Source organism: Pseudomonas fluorescens (assembly GCF_000967965.1).
Taxonomy (GTDB): Bacteria; Pseudomonadota; Gammaproteobacteria; order Pseudomonadales; family Pseudomonadaceae; genus Aquipseudomonas; species Aquipseudomonas grandcourensis.
This window is the reverse complement of record NZ_LACC01000021.1, coordinates 1-18,591: the sequence shown is the minus strand read 5'-3', so window position 1 is coordinate 18,591 and position 18,591 is coordinate 1. Positions and strand designations below refer to the sequence as shown.

Genomic DNA, 18,591 nt, shown 5'->3' with positions numbered 1-18,591 from the left:
GCCCCCTAGTGCTCCCTGTGAAACCAAACGCGAGTCTGGTTGTCGCACGATCTCAGCTTAATCATTGAATAAGGAGGCTTCATGCCTTGGAAGCTCGCGTCATTGGGTACTTTGTTGGCCGTTGCCACACTGGCCGGTTGCAGCACTCCCTCTACGGAGTCGGCAACACCGGATGTTGCTACGACTGACACGGGTCACAGTCGTTGTGAGGCAAAGGCTGCCGAGTTCACCATCGGCAAACAGGCATCGCCGCAACTGCTTGAGCAGGCGCGTACCCGGGCAGGGGCGCAAAGTGCACGGTTCCTGCTGCCAACCGATATGGTGACGCTGGAGTACCGTTCCGATCGCCTGAACCTGAACACCGATGCCAGCCGGGTAGTGACCCGCGTCAACTGCGGCTGATCGTTCGGCTTTTGTTTCACCCATAAAAAACCCCGTCACATGGACGGGGTTTTTTTAGTGCGCCTGGAAATTACTCTGGGCGAACTTGAGCAGCTTGCATACCCTTTTGGCCTTTCTCAGCCACGAAGGAAACAGTCTGGCCTTCTTTCAGGCTTTTGAAACCGTCGCTTTCGATAGCTTTGAAGTGTACGAACAGGTCGTCACCGCCACCTTGAGGAGTGATGAAGCCGAAGCCTTTTTCATCGTTGAACCATTTAACGGTGCCGGTTTGGCGATTAGACATGGTGTATCTCCAAGAAACATATATTTTCAGTAGTACTGTGCTGCTCAGGCCAACTGGGCACACCCGGGTATCATAGTCGAAATGTTCGCTTTGGGAGCCCCCCGGGCGAGCTGTTTGCTCTGCTATCGCACACTTTTCGTTGCGCTGAATGGCTGAAGGCCCCGGTTTAAGCGGCTTTGCGCCTGAAAAGGGGCGATTAAAAAAAGCCATAAAAGCTGCATAAATTATGTGAATCAGCGGTTTTTGGGCTGATTTTGGCCTTCGAAACCTTCAAAACCTCTACTTGAACGCGTTATTTCTTGGCTTTGCACACGGAGATTTCGGTCAGTGCACGCTGCGCCAATTCGTTTGATGGCGGTGTTTTCGGGTCCATCAGTTGCGCGATCTCTTGCGTGGTGAATTTCTTGTCCAGGACGTCGGCGCCGCACGCGCAGTGCTTTTGTGCTTCGGACGGGTTGATGCTTTTGCTGGCAGCCGCCGAGCAATCTGTCATGTATTTGGCTTTCAGGCCCGCTGGCCAGGCAGCGTGGGCGCTCAGTGGCAGCAGCAGGGCAAGCGGGGCGGCAATGGCAAAAAGACGGGTAAGGCGCATGACAGGAACTCCTTGGGGTCGATATCTGTGGCGATTCTCAGTCAATTTGAGGCGGCTCGTATATCTCAAGTTCACTCGGCGCCTGAAAAGTGAGGAAATCTTCACGGCCTGAATGCGTGCAAGTCGACAACCGTTCATCTGTGCTAGCATGCCCCGCTCGGGCGTTTGCAGGCTCCGACGGACCTTCAGTCCCGGTGGCGGCAGATGCACGATTAACCCTGATTTGAATCCCAGTCACTCTGGTTCGGTTTTCCGGTTGGCCGCAAGGCTCCTGCCGCTGTAAGGCAGGCGTTCGTCATTGAATGGCCTGGACCGGATCTTGTACTGGCTCATCCCAACCCACGTGACCTTTGGTAGGGGTCACCACTAGGAGAGGAGGCGCCATGCCAACTATTACTCTTCCCGACGGCAGTCAACGTTCATTCGATCACCCGGTTTCCGTAGCCGAGGTCGCCGCATCCATCGGTGCAGGCCTGGCCAAGGCCACCGTTGCCGGCAAGGTCGATGGCAAGCTGGTCGACGCCAGCGACATCATCGACAGCGACGCGTCGCTGCAAATCATCACGCCAAAGGATGAAGAGGGGCTGGAGATCATTCGCCACTCTTGCGCCCACCTGGTTGGCCACGCGGTCAAGCAGCTGTACCCGACTGCCAAGATGGTCATCGGTCCGGTCATCGATGAAGGTTTCTATTACGACATCGCCTTCGAGCGTCCTTTCACTCCGGACGACCTGGCGGCCATCGAACAGCGCATGCAGCAGCTGATCGAGAAAGATTACGACGTGATCAAGAAAGTCACTCCGCGCGCCGAAGTGATTGAAGTGTTCAAGGCCCGTGGCGAAGACTACAAGTTGCGCCTGGTCGAAGACATGCCGAACGAGCAGGCCATGGGTCTGTACTATCACGAAGAATACGTCGACATGTGCCGCGGTCCGCACGTGCCGAACACCCGCTTCCTGAAATCCTTCAAACTGACCAAGCTGTCCGGCGCCTACTGGCGCGGCGATGCCAAGAACGAGCAATTGCAGCGCGTCTACGGCACCGCATGGGCGGACAAGAAGCAACTGGCGGCTTACATCCAGCGCATTGAAGAAGCCGAAAAGCGCGACCACCGCAAGATCGGCAAGCGCCTGGGCCTGTTCCACACCCAGGAAGAGTCGCCGGGCATGGTGTTCTGGCACCCGAACGGCTGGACTTTGTACCAGGTGCTCGAGCAGTACATGCGCAAGGTTCAGCGCGACAACGGCTACCTGGAGATCAAGACGCCGCAAGTCGTTGACCGCAGCCTGTGGGAGAAATCCGGGCACTGGGCCAACTACGCCGACAACATGTTCACCACCCAGTCGGAAAACCGCGACTACGCGATCAAGCCAATGAACTGCCCGTGCCACGTGCAGGTGTTCAACCAGGGCCTGAAAAGCTACCGCGAGCTGCCGATGCGCCTGGCCGAGTTCGGTGCATGCCACCGTAACGAGCCATCGGGTGCCTTGCACGGCATCATGCGCGTGCGCGCGTTCACTCAGGACGACGCCCACATCTTCTGCACCGAAGAGCAGATGCAGGCCGAGTCCGCCGCGTTTATCAAGCTGACCATGGACGTCTACGCCGATTTCGGCTTTAAAGATGTCGAAATGAAGCTGTCCACTCGTCCGGAAAAACGCGTCGGTTCCGACGAGCTTTGGGATCGCGCCGAAGCTGCGCTGGCCGCAGCCCTTGATAGCGCGGGCCTGCCGTACGATCTGCAGCCGGGCGAGGGTGCGTTCTACGGTCCGAAGATCGAGTTCTCGCTGAAAGATTGCCTCGGTCGCGTCTGGCAATGTGGTACCCTGCAGCTCGATTTTAACCTGCCTGTCCGTCTGGGAGCCGAATACGTCTCCGAAGACAACAGCCGCAAGCACCCGGTCATGTTGCACCGGGCGATCCTGGGGTCCTTCGAACGTTTCGTCGGAATTCTGATCGAGCACTACGAGGGTGCATTCCCTGCGTGGCTGGCGCCGACCCAGGCAGTGGTGATGAATATCACTGATAAACAGGCCGATTTTGCCGCTGAAGTTGAAAAAACCCTCAACGAAAGCGGATTTCGTGCCAAGTCTGACTTGAGAAATGAAAAGATCGGCTTTAAAATCCGCGAGCATACTTTGCTCAAGGTTCCTTATCTCTTGGTTATCGGAGATCGGGAAGTCGAGATGCAGACTGTCGCTGTGCGTACTCGTGAAGGTGCTGACCTGGGCTCGATGCCCGTCGCCCAGTTCGCTGAGTTTCTCGCGCAAGCGGTTTCCCGGCGTGGTCGCCCAGATTCGGAGTAATTATTATTAAGCGTGAAATGAGACAAGATAAACGAGCTGCACCGAAAGCCCCGATCAACGAGAATATCTCGGCACGCGAGGTTCGGTTAATTGGGGCTGAAGGTGAACAGCTTGGGATTGTGTCAATTGAAGACGCGCTTCTTAAGGCTGAAGAGGCCAAGCTGGATCTGGTGGAGATTTCCGCCGATGCAGTACCCCCTGTTTGCAAACTGATGGACTACGGCAAGTCGATCTTCGAAAAGAAGAAGCAGGTTGCTGCGGCCAAGAAAAACCAGAAACAGATTCAGGTTAAAGAAATCAAGTTTCGTCCAGGGACGGAGGAAGGGGATTACCAGGTAAAACTGCGCAACCTGGTACGTTTCCTGAGTGATGGGGACAGGGCCAAGGTATCCTTGCGATTCCGCGGCCGTGAGATGGCCCACCAGGAGCTGGGGATGGAACTCCTCAAGCGAGTTGAAGGTGACTTGCTCGAGTACGGTTCGGTCGAACAGCATCCTAAGATGGAAGGACGCCAGCTGATCATGGTCATCGCCCCGAAAAAGAAGAAGTAATCAACAGGGCACGGCAGGCCTTCTGATTATGTTTATCAACTGAATGCGGAGTATCCGAACATGCCAAAAATGAAGACCAAAAGTGGTGCTGCTAAGCGGTTTCTGAAAACTGCTAACGGTATCAAGCACAAGCACGCTTTCAAGAGCCACATCCTGACCAAAATGTCGACCAAGCGTAAGCGTCAACTGCGCGGTAGCAGCTTGCTGCATCCGTCTGACGTGGCAAAAGTCGAGCGCATGCTGCGCCTTCGTTAATTTTAGTCAAGAATAGAGGAAGTAACTCATGGCTCGTGTAAAGCGTGGCGTCATTGCCCGTAAGCGTCACAAAAAAATTCTGAAACTTGCTAAAGGCTACTACGGCGCACGCTCCCGCGTATTCCGTGTTGCCAAGCAAGCGGTAATCAAGGCAGGCCAATACGCCTACCGTGACCGTCGTCAGAAAAAACGTCAGTTCCGCGCTCTGTGGATCGCTCGTATCAACGCTGGTGCTCGTATCAACGGTCTGTCCTACAGCCGTTTCATCGCCGGCCTGAAAAAAGCGTCCATCGAGATCGACCGTAAGGTTCTGGCTGATCTGGCAGTGAACGAAAAAGCGGCGTTTGCTGCGATTGTCGAGAAAGCTAAAGCCACCTTGGCTTAAGTACCCCCGACAGTTACCCGGCCTCGCATCTGTGGGGCCAGGTGTTAAACGTCATAAATAGGGGAAGAGCCTTCAAGCTCTTCCCCTATTTTGTATCTGGAGTCTGTACATGGAAAACCTGGATGCGCTCGTCTCTCAAGCCCTAGAGGCTGTGCAAAGCGCTGAAGATATCAATGCCCTGGAGCAAATCCGGGTTCACTACCTTGGCAAGAAGGGTGAATTGACTCAGGTGATGAAGACCCTGGGGAATTTGCCGGCAGAAGAGCGCCCGCAGGTCGGTGCGCTGATCAACGTTGCCAAGGAACGTGTCACAGAGGTCCTTAATGCGCGCAAGGCATTGTTTGAAGAAGCCGATCTGGCTGCCAAACTCTCTGCCGAGTCCATTGACGTGACCCTGCCTGGCCGTGGTCAGACCTCCGGTGGACTGCATCCGGTCACCCGCACTCTGGAACGCGTCGAACAGTTCTTCACCCGTATTGGCTACGGCATCGCCGAAGGCCCTGAGGTCGAAGACGATTATCACAACTTCGAAGCGCTCAACATCCCAGGCCACCACCCGGCCCGGTCGATGCACGACACCTTCTATTTCAATGCGAACATGCTGTTGCGCACCCATACCTCGCCGGTACAGGTCCGCACCATGGAGTCGAAACAACCGCCGATCCGCATCGTCTGCCCAGGCCGTGTATACCGCAGCGACTCCGATATCACCCACTCGCCGATGTTCCACCAGGTCGAAGGCCTGCTGATCGATCGCGACATCAATTTCGCCGACCTCAAAGGCACCATCGAAGAGTTCCTGCGGGTGTTCTTCGAAAAGGAACTGGCGGTGCGTTTCCGTCCTTCGTACTTCCCGTTCACCGAGCCATCCGCTGAAGTCGACATGGAATGCGTGATGTGCAGCGGTAAAGGCTGCCGCGTCTGCAAGCAGACCGGCTGGCTGGAAGTGATGGGCTGCGGCATGGTTCACCCGAACGTGCTGCGCATGTCCGGTATCGACCCGGAAGAGTTCTCGGGCTTTGCCTTCGGCATGGGCGTAGAGCGTCTGGCCATGCTGCGTTACGGCGTGAACGACTTGCGTCTGTTCTTCGACAACGACTTGCGGTTCCTTGCGCAATTTCGCTAGTCGTAACGAATTCTTAGGAGAGCAGGATGAAATTCAGTGAACAATGGCTGCGTGGCTGGGTTAGCCCGCAGGTAAGTCGCGACGAGCTGGTTGCTCGTCTGTCGATGGCCGGTCTTGAGGTCGATAGCGTTACGCCGGCCGCCGGTGTTTTCAGTGGCGTGGTCGTTGGTGAGGTGCTGAGCACCGAGCAGCACCCGGACGCCGACAAACTGCGCGTGTGCCAGGTCAGCAACGGTTCGGAAACCTTCCAGGTAGTTTGCGGTGCGCCAAACGTGCGCCCGGGCCTGAAGATTCCTTTCGCCATGATCGGTGCCGAGCTGCCAGGCGATTTCAAGATCAAGAAGGCCAAGCTGCGTGGCGTTGAGTCCAACGGCATGCTGTGCTCGCAATCCGAGCTGCAGGTCGGTGAAGGCAATGACGGCCTGATGGAACTGCCGGCCGATGCGCCGGTGGGCGAGGATTTCCGCGTTTATCTGGACCTGGAAGACGCCAGCATCGAGGTCGATCTGACCCCGAACCGTGGTGACTGCCTGTCCCTGGCCGGTCTGGCCCGTGAAGTCGGTGCCCTGTACGCCGCTGCGGTGGTCCGTCCGGTAGTGGCTTCGGTTACTGCCGCGCACGACGAAGTGCGTTCGGTAGAAGTGCTGGCGCCCGCCGCGTGCCCGCGCTACCTCGGTCGTGTGATTCGTAACGTCGACCTGTCCAGGCCTACGCCACTGTGGATGGTTGAGCGCCTGCGTCGTGCAGACGTGCGCAGCATCGACGCTGCCGTCGACATCACCAACTACGTGATGCTGGAACTGGGTCAGCCGCTGCACGCCTTCGATCTCGCTGAAATCAACGGTGGCATCCGTGTGCGCATGGCTGAAGACGGCGAGAAGCTGGTGCTTCTCGACGGCCAGGAAGTCAGCCTGCGTAGCGATACGCTGGTGATTGCCGACCACTCCCGCGCTCTGGCAATCGCCGGCGTCATGGGTGGCGAGCACAGCGGTGTTTCCGCGACCACGCGCGATGTGTTCCTGGAAAGCGCTTTCTTCGACCAGATCGCCGTAGCGGGCAAGGCCCGTTCCTATGGCCTGCACACCGATGCATCCCATCGCTATGAGCGCGGTGTGGACTGGCAACTGGCCCGCGAGGCCATGGAGCGCGCGACTGGCTTGCTGCTGGACATCACGGGTGGTGAAGCGGGTCCGATCATCGAGACCGTCAGCGAACAGCACCTGCCGAAAATTGCTCCTATCACCCTGCGTGCCCAGCGCATTACCCAGATGCTGGGTATGGAGATGGATTCGGCCGAAGTGGAGCGTCTGCTCAATGCCTTGGGCCTGACCATTACTGCCGACGGGGCAGGGCAGTGGCGTGTAGAAGTGCCAAGCCATCGCTTCGATATCAGCCTGGAAGTCGACCTGATCGAAGAACTGGCACGCCTGTACGGCTACAACCGTTTGCCGGTTCGTTACCCGCAAGCGCGTCTGGCGCCGCAAGCCAAGGCAGAAGCCCGTAGCGATCTGCCTGAACTGCGCCGCCTGCTGGTTGCCCGTGGTTATCAGGAAGCAATTACCTACAGCTTCATCGATCCGAAACAGTTCGAACTGTTTAATCCGGGTGTCGAGCCGTTGCTGCTGGCCAATCCGATCTCCAATGACATGGCTGCCATGCGTTCGTCGCTGTGGCCGGGTCTGGTCAAGGCGCTTCAGCACAACCTGAATCGTCAGCAGGACCGCGTGCGTCTGTTCGAAAGCGGCCTTCGTTTCGTTGGTCAGCTCGAAGGTCTTAAGCAAGAGCCGATGTTGGCGGGTGTTGTTTGCGGCAGTCGCCTGCCGGAAGGCTGGGCGCAGGGGCGCGATACCGTCGACTTCTTCGACGTCAAGGCTGACGTGGAAGCGGTGCTGGGCTTCGCCGGTGCCCTGGATGCGTTCACTTTCGTGCCGGGCAAGCACCCAGCGCTGCACCCGGGTCAAACCGCGCGCATCGAACGTGACGGTCGTCTGGTCGGCTTCATTGGCGCGATCCACCCTGAATTGTCGAAAACCCTCGGCCTCGACCGTTCGGTCTTCGTCTTCGAGTTGGTTCTGGCGGAAGTAGCGTCGGGCAAAATGCCAAAATTCCACGAGTTATCGCGCTTTCCTGAAGTGCGTCGTGACCTTGCACTGATTGCTCACAAAGACGTTGCAGCCACGGCTGTACTGGACGTAATCCGTGAAAATGCAGGCGAATGGCTGACAGACCTCAGGCTATTTGACGTGTATCAGGGTAAAGGCATTGATCCTGATAGAAAAAGCCTTGCAGTCGGCTTGACCTGGCAGCATCCATCGCGCACTCTTAATGACGATGAGGTGAATACCGCAACGCAAAACATCCTCACCTCGCTCGAACAAAGGTTGAACGCCACGTTAAGGAAGTGACGTATGGGGGCTCTGACGAAAGCTGAGATGGCGGAACGTCTGTATGAAGAGCTGGGCCTGAATAAACGGGAGGCCAAGGAATTGGTCGAACTGTTTTTTGAAGAAATCAGGCACGCTCTTGAAGACAACGAACAAGTCAAATTGTCCGGTTTCGGCAATTTCGACCTTCGGGACAAACGCCAGCGGCCTGGCCGCAATCCGAAAACGGGGGAAGAAATCCCGATCACGGCTCGCCGTGTGGTCACCTTTCGTCCAGGGCAGAAGTTGAAGGCCCGAGTTGAGGCTTATGCTGGAACCAAGTCATAACGACGAGCTCCCCGTCATCCCGGGCAAACGCTACTTCACCATTGGTGAAGTCAGCGAGCTGTGTGCGGTCAAACCACACGTGCTGCGCTACTGGGAGCAGGAGTTTCCTCAACTCAACCCTGTCAAACGCCGCGGAAACCGCCGGTATTATCAGCGCCAGGACGTGCTGATGATCCGGCAGATCCGCGCGCTTCTTTACGATCAGGGGTTCACCATCGGCGGAGCGCGCCTGCGCTTGTCCGGTGATGAAGCCAAAGACGACACCACCCAATACAAACAAATGATCCGCCAGATGATCGCCGAGCTCGAAGATGTTCTGGTGGTACTCAAGAAATAAAATCTCGCTTTTAAATACTTCCAGTTTTCAAAAGCTTGCGATATATTCTTGAGCGTTCCTCGAGATGAGGGATGAGTTTCACGCCTAGTCGGGGCGTAGCGCAGTCCGGTAGCGCACTAGCATGGGGTGCTAGGGGTCGAGTGTTCGAATCACTCCGTCCCGACCATATAATTCAAGGGGTTGCGAGATTTTATCTCGCGACCCCTTTTTATTTTTAGGCGTTTTTACCCCTACAAAAAGACTGGCTTTCAGTGGAATCCTCACTGTATTCGTAGGAGTTCATGCCTTATTTGGCAGACGCTTCATGAGGACGGCCGTAAAAATTTTTACGTTTTTTTTACAGTGAGTTTTGTCACTCTGAATCGCCCCGGGTTTTCTAGACACGATCCAAGCTCGCTGTGTAACGCTTTTCAAACTCTACCGGTGACAGCTGATTGTTGAAACTATGACGTCGTTTTGGATTGTAAAACATCTCGATGTAATCGAATACATCACTACGAGCATCTTGCCGCGTGGTGTAGATTTTTCTCTTGATTCGTTCCCGTTTCAGCAGCTGGAAAAACTCTCAGCTACGGCGTTGTCGTGGCAGTTACCTCGACGGCTCATGCTGGCGACCAGGTTGTTGGCCTTTAAAAAGCTGCGCCAATCAGAGCTGCTGTACTGGCTGCCCTGATCAGAGTGAACCATTACCTCCTGCTTCGGCTTACGCCTTCACACTGCTATCAGCAGTGCATCAATGGCCAAGTCGCTAGTCATTTGTGACTTCATTGACCAGCCAACGACTTGGCGTGAAATCAGATCGAGCACCACGGCCAAATACAGCCAGCCTTCATTTGACTCACCCCTGTCCCTCAGGGCGAATGGCTTTGATTTCGTCGATGGTGAATGATCTTCTTCGCATGAGCATTTTTGAGATTCCTCTGATACTTTCATCGGAGCGCTCCGACTAAATTGGCTTCGTTGTCCACGAGGACACGATTTCTTTCTAGCGGAACTCATCATGAAAAACTCAAAAATCCTCACCGCGTCGATCTTTGCCGTCAGCGCCATGGCCTCCCAGTTCGCGTCGGCCACGCCAACGACCGGCACGATCACATTCAATGGTGCGCTCATTGCCGATACCTGCATCGTCAACGGCGGTGGTAGCAACGACTTTAGCGTGACCCTGCCATCGACTCATACCTCCAGCTTGGTGGCGGCTGGAGCAACCGCTGGCGACACGCCTTTCAGCATAGAGCTGACCGGTTGCTCGCCTTCGGTTCCTGTGCGCGCATTCTTCAGTTCGGCAAGCAGCGGCATTGATGGCGCCACCGGTCGACTGAAAAATACCGGCCTGGCCACTAACGTAGAGGTGCAGTTGCTCAACAGCGCGAGCGCGCCGATTGCACTCAATGGTGCAAATGCCACCGCCCAGGGCGATACGCTGAAAACCACCAATGCAACGGGTGCTGCCACGCTGAGCTACACCGCTCGCTACTTCGCAAGCGGCGCCACTGGTGCAGGTTCGGTGAACTCCAGCGTGATGTACGAGATTGTTTACAACTAAGGCCCGCAACTGGCCAACGTTGTATCGATCCGGATGATCGCGGTTTTTGTCGCCGCGTTCATCCAGCCTTCTCAGGCAATATCAGTGACAGGTCATGAATATCAAAAGCAAATTTCACGTCGTTCTGGGTGCCAGCTTGTTGGTGCTGGGTCTGGTGGCAGGTACTGCTGCAAACGCGTCGGTGGTGATTGCTGGAACCCGGGTTATTTACAACGCACAAGAGCACGAAACCACGCTGAAAATCAGCAATAAAGGCAAGGAACCGGCACTCATTCAGGCGTGGGTGGACAAAGGAGAGGCCAATGCGGACCCTTCCGAAATCGACGTGCCTTTTACGGTGACTCCACCGTTGGCCCGCCTCGACTCTCAGAGGAACCAGACGTTGCGTATTTTCTACACGGGTGAAGCACTGCCCAAGGATAAAGAGTCGGTCTTCTGGCTCAACGTTCTGGAGGTTCCGCCCAAGCCTGCGGCAGATAAAGAGGATAAAAACTTCCTTCAGCTTGCAATCCGTTCGCGGATCAAACTGTTTTTCCGTCCTGTCGGTCTCAAAGGCAATGTCGGGGACACGCTGACCAGCATCACGTGGCGATTGATTCGGGATGCCGGTGGCGCAGCCCTTGAAGTGCGCAACCCAACCGTTTTCCACGCATCGTTCGCCAGTGTTGATGTCTCCAGTGGAGGCAAGACGGCCACGTTTGAAGACGGTGGCATGGTCGCGCCCGGCGAGACTCGCAGTTTCCCGTTGAAAGGGCAGATCACCCCGGGGGTCGATGCCAAGGTTCATTACCGCGCGATCAATGATTACGGCGGTATCACCGAGGGTGATGCAACCCTGAGCAGCGCGGCCAACCCGGCCAAGTGACAATGGACGTCGTGCAGCCACTGGCTGCTGACTGAGCCTTCCCAAGCACCCAAGGAATTGCTGAACGCTAGCAGCGTGTTGCGCTGTGACGGCTTTGCTGTTCCTGCCATTTCGGTAGTACTGCGATGCACATCCGTGTGAGTCCTCGTTTGTTCGTTCGCCAAGGCTCGATCAGCCTTCTGACGCTGTCCCTTTGCACCAGTGGCCTGGTAATGGCCGCCGAGCCTGCAAACACGGCGAAGGAAGTCCAGTTCAGCGATGACTTTCTGCGTACCGGGAAGCAGGCGATCGACACCAGCCGTTTTACCAAGGGCAACGTCGCACCGCCGGGGCAGTACCGGGTTGATTTGTACATCAACAAGAGCTGGCTGGCGAAGGTCGACATTACCCTGCGTGCGGTGGGCGAGGACAAGAGCGATGTGCAGCCGTGTTTCGACCGTGATTTGCTTGACCGTATCCACGTAGACCTCGGCAAACTCAGCCCGCAAGCCAACGCGCTCCTGGCCCAAGGAACTGCATGCGTGGCGTTGCCGGCGTTGATCCAGGACGCGACGGCGGTCTTTGACTTCGGTGAGCAAAGGCTGGATGTCAGCGTGCCTCAGGTCGCCATGAGTCGCAGTGCGCGCGGTTATGTCGACCCACAGTTCTGGGATGAGGGCGTGACGGCGGCGCGTCTTGGTTACAACGCGAACCTGTATCGCAGTGATTCAGCAGGCAAGTCATCGACACAAAGCTATGTGGGTTTGAATGGTGGCGTGAACGTGGGTGCCTGGCGGCTTCGCCATAATGGCAGCTATAGCAAGAGCCCTTATCTGGGTGGCAAGTATCAAAGTATCCAGACCAATCTACAGCGCTCGGTTGCGCCGCTCGATAGCCAGTTGGTGATCGGGCAGGCATACACCGATGGTTCCATGTTCGATAGCGTCGGTTTCCGTGGTGTGCAACTGGCGACCGACGATCGCATGCGTCCCGATTCCCAGCGCGGGTACGCTCCGATCATCCACGGTATTGCCCGCAGCAACGCCGTGGTACAGATCCGCCAGAATGGCAATCTCATCTACGAAACCAATGTTGCCCCCGGCGCTTTTGAAATCAACGATCTTTATCCCACTGGCTACGGTGGCGACCTTGAGGTTGTGGTGACCGAAGCGGATGGCAGCGTGCACATATCCAAAGTGCCTTATGCCGCACCGGTCAACTCGGTTCGCGAGGGCGTCACACGCTACAGCGTCACCAGTGGCAAGTACGACAACCCGGGCGTTGACGAAGCGCCCTGGCTGATGCAAGGCACGCTCCAGCACGGCTTTACCAACATGCTCACGGGGTATGGCGGTGTGCAGGCGGCAGACGGTTACTCGGCGGTTCTGGGTGGCATGGCGCTCAATACCAGTCTGGGCGCGTTCGGCGTGGACATCACACATGCCGCGGCTCAACTGAACAATCAGCCTGACCAGGCCGGCAGAAGCGTGCGCTTGAGCTACAGCAAACTCCTGGCACCTACCAATACCAACATTGCCGTCGCCGCCTACCGCTATTCAAGCAGTGGTTATCTCGGTTTGCAGGACGCGGTGATGATGAACGATGCCGAAGGCAAGGGTACAGCCCAGACCTGGGACACGCTGATGCGTCGTCGAGGGCAGATGCAAGTCACGGTCAATCAGAGTCTGCCAGAGGGCTACGGAAGCTTCTATGCCTCAGGTAGCAGCCAGGACTACTGGGACCGTAGCGGTCGTGATGTGCAGTACCAATTCGGCTACAGCAACAATTACAAGCAGGTCAGTTACAGCGTTTCGGCCTCGCGGCAGCTGGATGTCACCAATGCCAAATGGGACAACACCCTGATGTTGACGGTCGGTTTTGCACTCGGGTCCGGTGAGCACCAGCCGTACTCGACAACCTCCGTACAGAAGAGCTCCACCGGCAGTAGCAGCATCCAGGAAGGGGTCAGCGGCACCTTGGGCAAGGACAACAATTTCAGCTACGGGGTGAACGCCAACCGCAGCAGCAGTGATGGTGCTTCGAGCAGTACCAATGTGGGCGGCAATGCCAGCTACACCTCATCGATGGCTCGGGTCAGTGGCAGCGTCAGCCAAAGCAACAACTACAACCAGGTGGGGGCCAACGTATCTGGCGGGATCGTCGCCTACGAGGGCGGCGTGGTGTTTACGCCGAGCCTGGGAGAGACCAGTGCCATCGTGGAGGCCGACGATGCGGTCGGTGCACGCATCACCAACGCCAGCGGTTTGCGCGTAGACCCATGGGGCCATGCGGTGGTGTCGAGCCTGACGCCTTTTGCGCGCAATCAGGTGGAGATCGATCCGAAAGGCTTATCCGTCAACGTAGAGATGAAGTCAACCATGGAGCAAGTGGCGCCGACCGCAGGGGCGGTGGTCAAGCTCAAGTTTGAAACCGCCAACAGCGGTCGCGCGGTGTTCCTGCGCTTGACCACACCGCAAGGCAAGTCGCTGCCATTCGGTGCGCAAGTGTTCGCGGCAGATGGCAGCGCCGTCGGTACGGTTGCCCAGGGCGGTCGCCTCCTCGCGAGAGGCCTGAAAGCCGACAAGGGCGTGTTGAACGTCAAGTGGAGCGACGCGAGTCCGCACGCCTGTCGAGTGGATTATCAATTGCCGGCAGTGGTCAAGAGCGACGAGCCGAGCGCTGTCGCCATCAGCGCGATGTGCGAGCCCATCGCAGCAGAGGCCGACGTTGCGTTGGCTACTCAACCGAACCAGTGAAGGGGTAGATCATGCTTATGCAGACCACCGATATGAATCAGACCGCTGACAGATTGCCGAAACAGGCACTGGCTATTCGCACTCATCTTCAACGCTGGATCCTCGCGGTATTGTTGATCCTCAGTTGTGGCGTCGCACAGGCTTATCAGTGCGGGGGCGGCTATGCGCTGGACCCTAACATTCCCATTACCGCGGGCGGCGGCGTCATCACCACGTCTGCGGATGTGCCTGTCAACGGCTGGATCGGCGATTGGTCCGCGTACAGCAAAACTTACCGAAACTGGTGGTGCTATGCCTCCACGGGCGATGTGCTGCGACCGCAGCTCATGGGCACCGGGCAACTGGCTTCGCCGTCATCACTGACACTTGATGGTGTCACTTACAGTGTCTTCAAGACCGGGGTTGCCGGGCTCGGTATCGTGTTTCAGTGGCACCCGATCTACGGGACTGCAGATACCTCGGGCAACTACACCGGTACGGTCTATGAGCCGGTCACCGATGTGCCATTGACCAACGCGTATAACAATTCGGCGCCGGCCTGGAACTTCTCCCTGGCGTATCAACCAACGGATATCGGTATTGCCATCAGTGCGCGCTACGTCAAGATCGGCACCATCGCTGCGGGAAGCACCCTCGTGGCGCAAGGTGGTGTGACCATTGGCACCGCTACGATCCAATACAACGGGGCCGTATTCGGTACTAACAACATTGTATTGACTCAACTCAAATCCACGTTTCCAGTACTCGGTTGTACACCCACGACCAGCGTGCCCGTGAACATGGGCATTCATGCAGCGTCGGAGTTTAAGGGAATCGGCAGCATTACCGGAAAACACAGCTTCACCCTCCCGTTGACCGGTTGTCCGGCGGGCATGGGCGCGATCATGTTCTCATTGCACCCGGTCAGTGGCAGCGTCGGGGCGAGCACGAATGGTGTCGCACAGTTGACCCCGGGGACGGGTGTGGCCACTGGCATCGGGTTGCAAATCACGACGACGGGAACGGGGACGGTGGTGGGGTTTGACGTGAACACACGCTTTGCCGGTTATACCGGTATGGCTGGCAATTATCAGATCGGGCTGGACGCGGCCTACTACCAGACACAGGCCAGTGTCACTGCGGGAAGTGCCAATTCACTGATCGAATTCACCATCCAGTATCAATAGAGGGTGCAGGCTCGGGCCTGCCTTGGGTGGTGGCGCCACCCAGATTGCGAACTGTCTCATTTTTACCCGTCAGACCACAGCTTAGGCTGGGGGGAATGTTGATCTTGCATGCATGACACTGATACGGCACATGCGGGAATTCTTAACCAGTAACGGGTACCCAGAAGGTGCAATGAATGAGTCAGGACAATGTAACAAACATCTTGCATAGGGCAGAGTCGACCTCCGTGCTTTTGGTCGAAGATCATGTTTTCCAGCGTGAGTACGTGGCGCAACAACTGCGCACAGACATCGGTGTTGAGGTGGAGTGTGCTTCGAATGGTATTCAGGCATTGGAGATGTTGAGGGTCAAGCGCTACGACCTGGTTATCTGCGATCTGGCCATGCCCGACATGGACGGGATTGTGTTTATCAAACGCCTGGCGGAACTGAACGAAAAGCCTGACCTCGTCGTGCTTTCGTCGCAACCGGCTTCGCTTATTCAGTTGGTAGAGCGTCTGGCGACCTCATTGGGCTTCCGGCAATTGAGTGCGTTGAGCAAACCGCTCAATACGGGCGAGCTCAGTGCGGCCATGCGTCGTTTCGATAGCACGCGTAGCCCGTTGGAAGTGGTTTCGCATGACAGTGCGTCATCACCAATGTCCGCTGACGCTGTCGATGTGCTGGAAGGGTTGATCGGCAAGCAGTTCACCGCGTGGTATCAGCCGCAACATGATATTGAGACTTCCAGGATCGTTGGAGTCGAGGTGCTTGCGCGCTGGAATCATCCTTCGAGAGGCATTTTGTTGCCTTCGGTATTTTTGAGCACGATCATCTCGTCGGGCTGGATCAATCACCTGAACTCGATGCTGTTGGAGAAAGCACTGAGGGCCCAGGCTGCGTGGCGCAAGATGGGGTGGCCGCTGACCTTGTCGTTTAACATTCCGGTTTCACTCCTTTCAGAGGAGTCGCTTCCTGAGCGTTTGCTGGCTATTGTCGAGCGCTGTGGAGGCGACCCGGGGACACTGATGCTGGAGTTGACCGAGACGACCGAGACCGACGACTACAGTGATTACCTGGCGGGGGCTGCACGGCTCAAGTTAAAGGGTTTCAAATTATCCATTGACGATTACGGGACAGGTTATTCGTCGTTGTTGAATTTGATGTCGGTTCCCTTCGATGAAATCAAGATCGATCGTGTTTTTGTTCATGGTGCACATAAAAGCCCTGTGGCTCAGGTCGCGCTTGAAAGTAGCATTTCCCTGGCCAAGCAGCTAAATATAAAAGTGGTTGCAGAGGGCGTGGAAGATGCTCGGGACTTGACGTTACTTAAAAAACTGGGTTGCAGTACCGTGCAAGGCTACCTATTCAGCAAACCCATGGCGGAGTCTGCATTGGAGCAGCTATTGCTTGGGTGAGGCTGTGTCGAAAGCAGGCTGTTTGTTATTTGGCCGATTATAAGAATCCTCTCATATAAGGCGATTGGTGTGACGGATAGTATTTCGTCATGACCAAGCATACGCATACTCAATGTCTTTCGAATAATTGGATTCTAGATCCAGAATTTGCTTATAAACTGATTGGTTGCTTGTCTATTGCATTTGTACTCGGTGTGCTGGGTGCTGTCGCGATGTACTTTTATGCATCCGTGATGTCCGAAACATCAGAGTATCGTAAGAATTTTAACAATGGTTACACCCAAAGCCGAGACTTCTTTGAAAAAAACGAGATGCTGCTTGCAGGAATGATTAAGGGAGTCGATTTTGTACCCGGTTCGGCTGCTCCCGCTTCAGCCTCGGAAAGAAAGAGTTTCTATTTGGAGTCCCTTTCAGCGCTTGATGGTCGCAAGGGCATTTTGAACCTGTCTGCGCAGATGCGTCAGGAACTTCGTGAGTCGAATGTCAATATCATTTATATGGACAGGGCAGCGGGTGTGGCACGTTATGTATTAAACTCTGGCACAAACAGGGGCAATAAGTTAAAGGAAGTGTTTGAACAGTTGCAGGGTGTTGACTGGGCCAAGAATGTGGGCAGTGGGTTGCAGGTCTTTCAGTTAGGGACTGGCAGCGAGAAAAAATCATATATATTTGAATCGTTTTCGCCTCGATTGATGCCCAATGCCTGGCTTGGATTAGAGATCCCTCATGCGCGAGTTCAGGAATCAATAATGAGCGAAATGACCGCGGCGCCGGAGTTGGGTGTCAAATACCTTATTCTGGATAAAGGCGGGCGAGTCGTGAGTGGTGTTCCAGAACCGGATCCGGGCAAGCGTGGTAGTAGTGATTTTTTGAATGCGCTGAGTAGTAAGGGTGATGGGTTTGAGAGTTATGGTGCCCCTGTATTTAAACTGTCCCTGAAGAAAGAATTGGGCGGCGGTCAGCGCTGGATTGTTTATTATGCAAGCTATGATGATGTGTTATGGCGGATGCGTTATTCGGTGGTGTTTGGTTGTTTGGTTTTTTTAGCCTCGGTCGTGTCGGCCTATATTATCATGCGGTATGTGAGACGTGCGGTTTTTCTTCCTGCGCAAGAGCAGGCAGTGCAACTCCTGGAGAGAGAAGAATTTAATCGTACGATGCTGAAGTTGGCCCCGGTGGGTATTTGTGTGTTCAGTCGGAAAAGTGGGGAATTATTGGTTCAGAGTGAAAAAGCCAAGGCCATGCTTGCATCGTATGTTGAAATGGGTGGGTGCCGTGCAACCCTGCGCGACTTCTTCATGAGCATACAGTTTACAGACGGTGAAGTTCCCTACCGTACGGGAGTGACCACCTTCACCACCAATGAAAATACACCTCGGTACATTCATGTTTCGTTGGCGGAGTTGCAATATAACGAGCAGCCTGTTCTGTTTTGTTCGTTTGTCGATGACAGCGAGCGCAGGAATGCAGAGTTAATGCTGGCCTCTGCGAAAGAAGCCGCCGACGAGGCAAATGCGGCCAAATCCACGTTCCTGGCGATGATGAGTCATGAAATTCGCACCCCGCTGTACGGCGTACTGGGCACGCTGGAGCTGCTGGCAAACACTACGTTGCTACCGCCTCAGCGGGGCTATCTGAACACCATCGAGCACTCCTCCAGTAACCTGTTGCACATCATCGATGACATTCTGGATTTCTCCAAGATTGAGGCAAGTCAGCTCGCATTGGAGTCAGGGCAATTCAACCTGATTGAACTGGCACAAGACGTGGCCAGAAGTTTTGTATCGCTGGCGCGAAAAAAAGGCGTGGAACTCTACTGTTGTCCGCAACCGGATCTACCTCTGCTGCTCGGTGATCGCAATCGTCTGCAGCAAGTGCTGAATAACCTGTTGAGTAACGCGGTGAAGTTCACCGACAGCGGCAAGATCGTCATT

Annotated in this window: 17 protein-coding genes, 1 tRNA gene and 1 pseudogene; 16 read left to right on the top strand and 3 right to left on the bottom strand. The window is 55.7% G+C overall.

Annotated features, from left to right (window positions below; genetic code table 11):
- The first annotated feature begins 81 nt into the window (after positions 1-81).
- Positions 82-402, top strand: a complete 321-nt coding sequence (locus tag VC35_RS16715; RefSeq protein ID WP_046041584.1) for an I78 family peptidase inhibitor — start codon at positions 82-84, stop codon at positions 400-402.
- Positions 403-472: 70 nt separating this feature from the next.
- Here VC35_RS16715 and VC35_RS16710 read toward each other — a convergent pair whose 3' ends face one another.
- Together VC35_RS16710 and VC35_RS16705 are read right to left on the bottom strand one after the other, a co-directional pair.
- Positions 473-685 carry a cold-shock protein gene (locus tag VC35_RS16710; protein WP_003179963.1) on the bottom strand — a complete coding sequence of 71 codons (213 nt, stop codon included), beginning with the start codon at positions 683-685 and terminating at the stop codon, positions 473-475.
- Between the two features lie 292 nt (positions 686-977).
- Positions 978-1,277 (bottom strand): hypothetical protein, encoded by a 300-nt coding sequence (locus VC35_RS16705; RefSeq protein ID WP_046041583.1) that lies wholly within the window; start codon positions 1,275-1,277, stop codon positions 978-980.
- Positions 1,278-1,660: 383 nt separating this feature from the next.
- Here VC35_RS16705 and thrS point away from each other — a divergent pair, with 383 nt between their 5' ends.
- The 9 genes from thrS (at position 1,661) to VC35_RS16660 (ending at position 9,114) form a co-directional block, all read left to right on the top strand.
- Positions 1,661-3,583, top strand: coding sequence for a threonine--tRNA ligase (thrS, locus tag VC35_RS16700; RefSeq protein ID WP_046041582.1), 1,923 nt, complete (start codon positions 1,661-1,663; stop codon positions 3,581-3,583).
- Entirely contained in the window at positions 3,583-4,134 is a 552-nt protein-coding gene (gene infC, locus VC35_RS16695; protein WP_172668659.1) for a translation initiation factor IF-3, read from the top strand. The genes thrS and infC overlap by 1 nt, the downstream gene beginning before the upstream one ends.
- A gap of 60 nt (positions 4,135-4,194) precedes the next feature.
- The gene (gene rpmI, locus VC35_RS16690; protein WP_002553160.1) at positions 4,195-4,389 is read left to right on the top strand and encodes a 50S ribosomal protein L35; all 195 of its coding nucleotides are present in this window, start codon (positions 4,195-4,197) and stop codon (positions 4,387-4,389) included.
- A 28-nt stretch (positions 4,390-4,417) separates the two neighbouring features.
- A complete protein-coding gene (gene rplT / locus VC35_RS16685) occupies positions 4,418-4,774 on the top strand; it encodes a 50S ribosomal protein L20 (protein ID WP_007905879.1) in 357 nt (118 codons plus the stop codon).
- Positions 4,775-4,883: 109 nt separating this feature from the next.
- The gene (pheS, locus tag VC35_RS16680; RefSeq protein WP_007975711.1) at positions 4,884-5,900 is read left to right on the top strand and encodes a phenylalanine--tRNA ligase subunit alpha; all 1,017 of its coding nucleotides are present in this window, start codon (positions 4,884-4,886) and stop codon (positions 5,898-5,900) included.
- 26 nt (positions 5,901-5,926) lie between these two features.
- Positions 5,927-8,305, top strand: a complete 2,379-nt coding sequence (gene pheT / locus VC35_RS16675) for a phenylalanine--tRNA ligase subunit beta (protein ID WP_046041581.1) — start codon at positions 5,927-5,929, stop codon at positions 8,303-8,305.
- A gap of 3 nt (positions 8,306-8,308) precedes the next feature.
- Positions 8,309-8,611 carry an integration host factor subunit alpha gene (ihfA, locus tag VC35_RS16670; RefSeq protein ID WP_002553164.1) on the top strand — a complete coding sequence of 101 codons (303 nt, stop codon included), beginning with the start codon at positions 8,309-8,311 and terminating at the stop codon, positions 8,609-8,611.
- On the top strand, positions 8,592-8,948 hold the full coding sequence (locus tag VC35_RS16665) for a MerR family transcriptional regulator (protein WP_003179985.1): 357 nt from the start codon (positions 8,592-8,594) through the stop codon (positions 8,946-8,948). The genes ihfA and VC35_RS16665 overlap by 20 nt, the downstream gene beginning before the upstream one ends.
- A gap of 89 nt (positions 8,949-9,037) precedes the next feature.
- A tRNA-Pro gene (locus VC35_RS16660) sits at positions 9,038-9,114 on the top strand.
- 210 nt (positions 9,115-9,324) lie between these two features.
- Here VC35_RS16660 and VC35_RS29000 read toward each other — a convergent pair.
- Positions 9,325-9,779: pseudogene (locus VC35_RS29000) on the bottom strand (IS3 family transposase); the annotation flags it as partial.
- Between the two features lie 169 nt (positions 9,780-9,948).
- Between VC35_RS29000 and VC35_RS16650 the strand changes: the two are divergent.
- The 6 genes from VC35_RS16650 to VC35_RS16625 form a co-directional block, all read left to right on the top strand.
- Positions 9,949-10,494, top strand: coding sequence for a fimbrial protein (locus VC35_RS16650; RefSeq protein WP_046041579.1), 546 nt, complete (start codon positions 9,949-9,951; stop codon positions 10,492-10,494).
- Between the two features lie 94 nt (positions 10,495-10,588).
- The gene (locus VC35_RS16645; protein ID WP_046041578.1) at positions 10,589-11,359 is read left to right on the top strand and encodes a fimbria/pilus periplasmic chaperone; all 771 of its coding nucleotides are present in this window, start codon (positions 10,589-10,591) and stop codon (positions 11,357-11,359) included.
- 149 nt (positions 11,360-11,508) lie between these two features.
- Positions 11,509-14,094, top strand: coding sequence for a fimbria/pilus outer membrane usher protein (locus tag VC35_RS16640; RefSeq protein WP_221174491.1), 2,586 nt, complete (start codon positions 11,509-11,511; stop codon positions 14,092-14,094).
- Between the two features lie 11 nt (positions 14,095-14,105).
- Positions 14,106-15,260 (top strand): fimbrial protein, encoded by a 1,155-nt coding sequence (locus VC35_RS16635; protein ID WP_185754803.1) that lies wholly within the window; start codon positions 14,106-14,108, stop codon positions 15,258-15,260.
- 176 nt (positions 15,261-15,436) lie between these two features.
- Entirely contained in the window at positions 15,437-16,657 is a 1,221-nt protein-coding gene (locus VC35_RS16630; RefSeq protein WP_046041575.1) for an EAL domain-containing response regulator, read from the top strand.
- Positions 16,658-16,746: 89 nt separating this feature from the next.
- The coding region (locus VC35_RS16625; RefSeq protein WP_046041574.1) for a histidine kinase dimerization/phospho-acceptor domain-containing protein at positions 16,747-18,591 on the top strand (1,845 nt) is incomplete at its 3' end.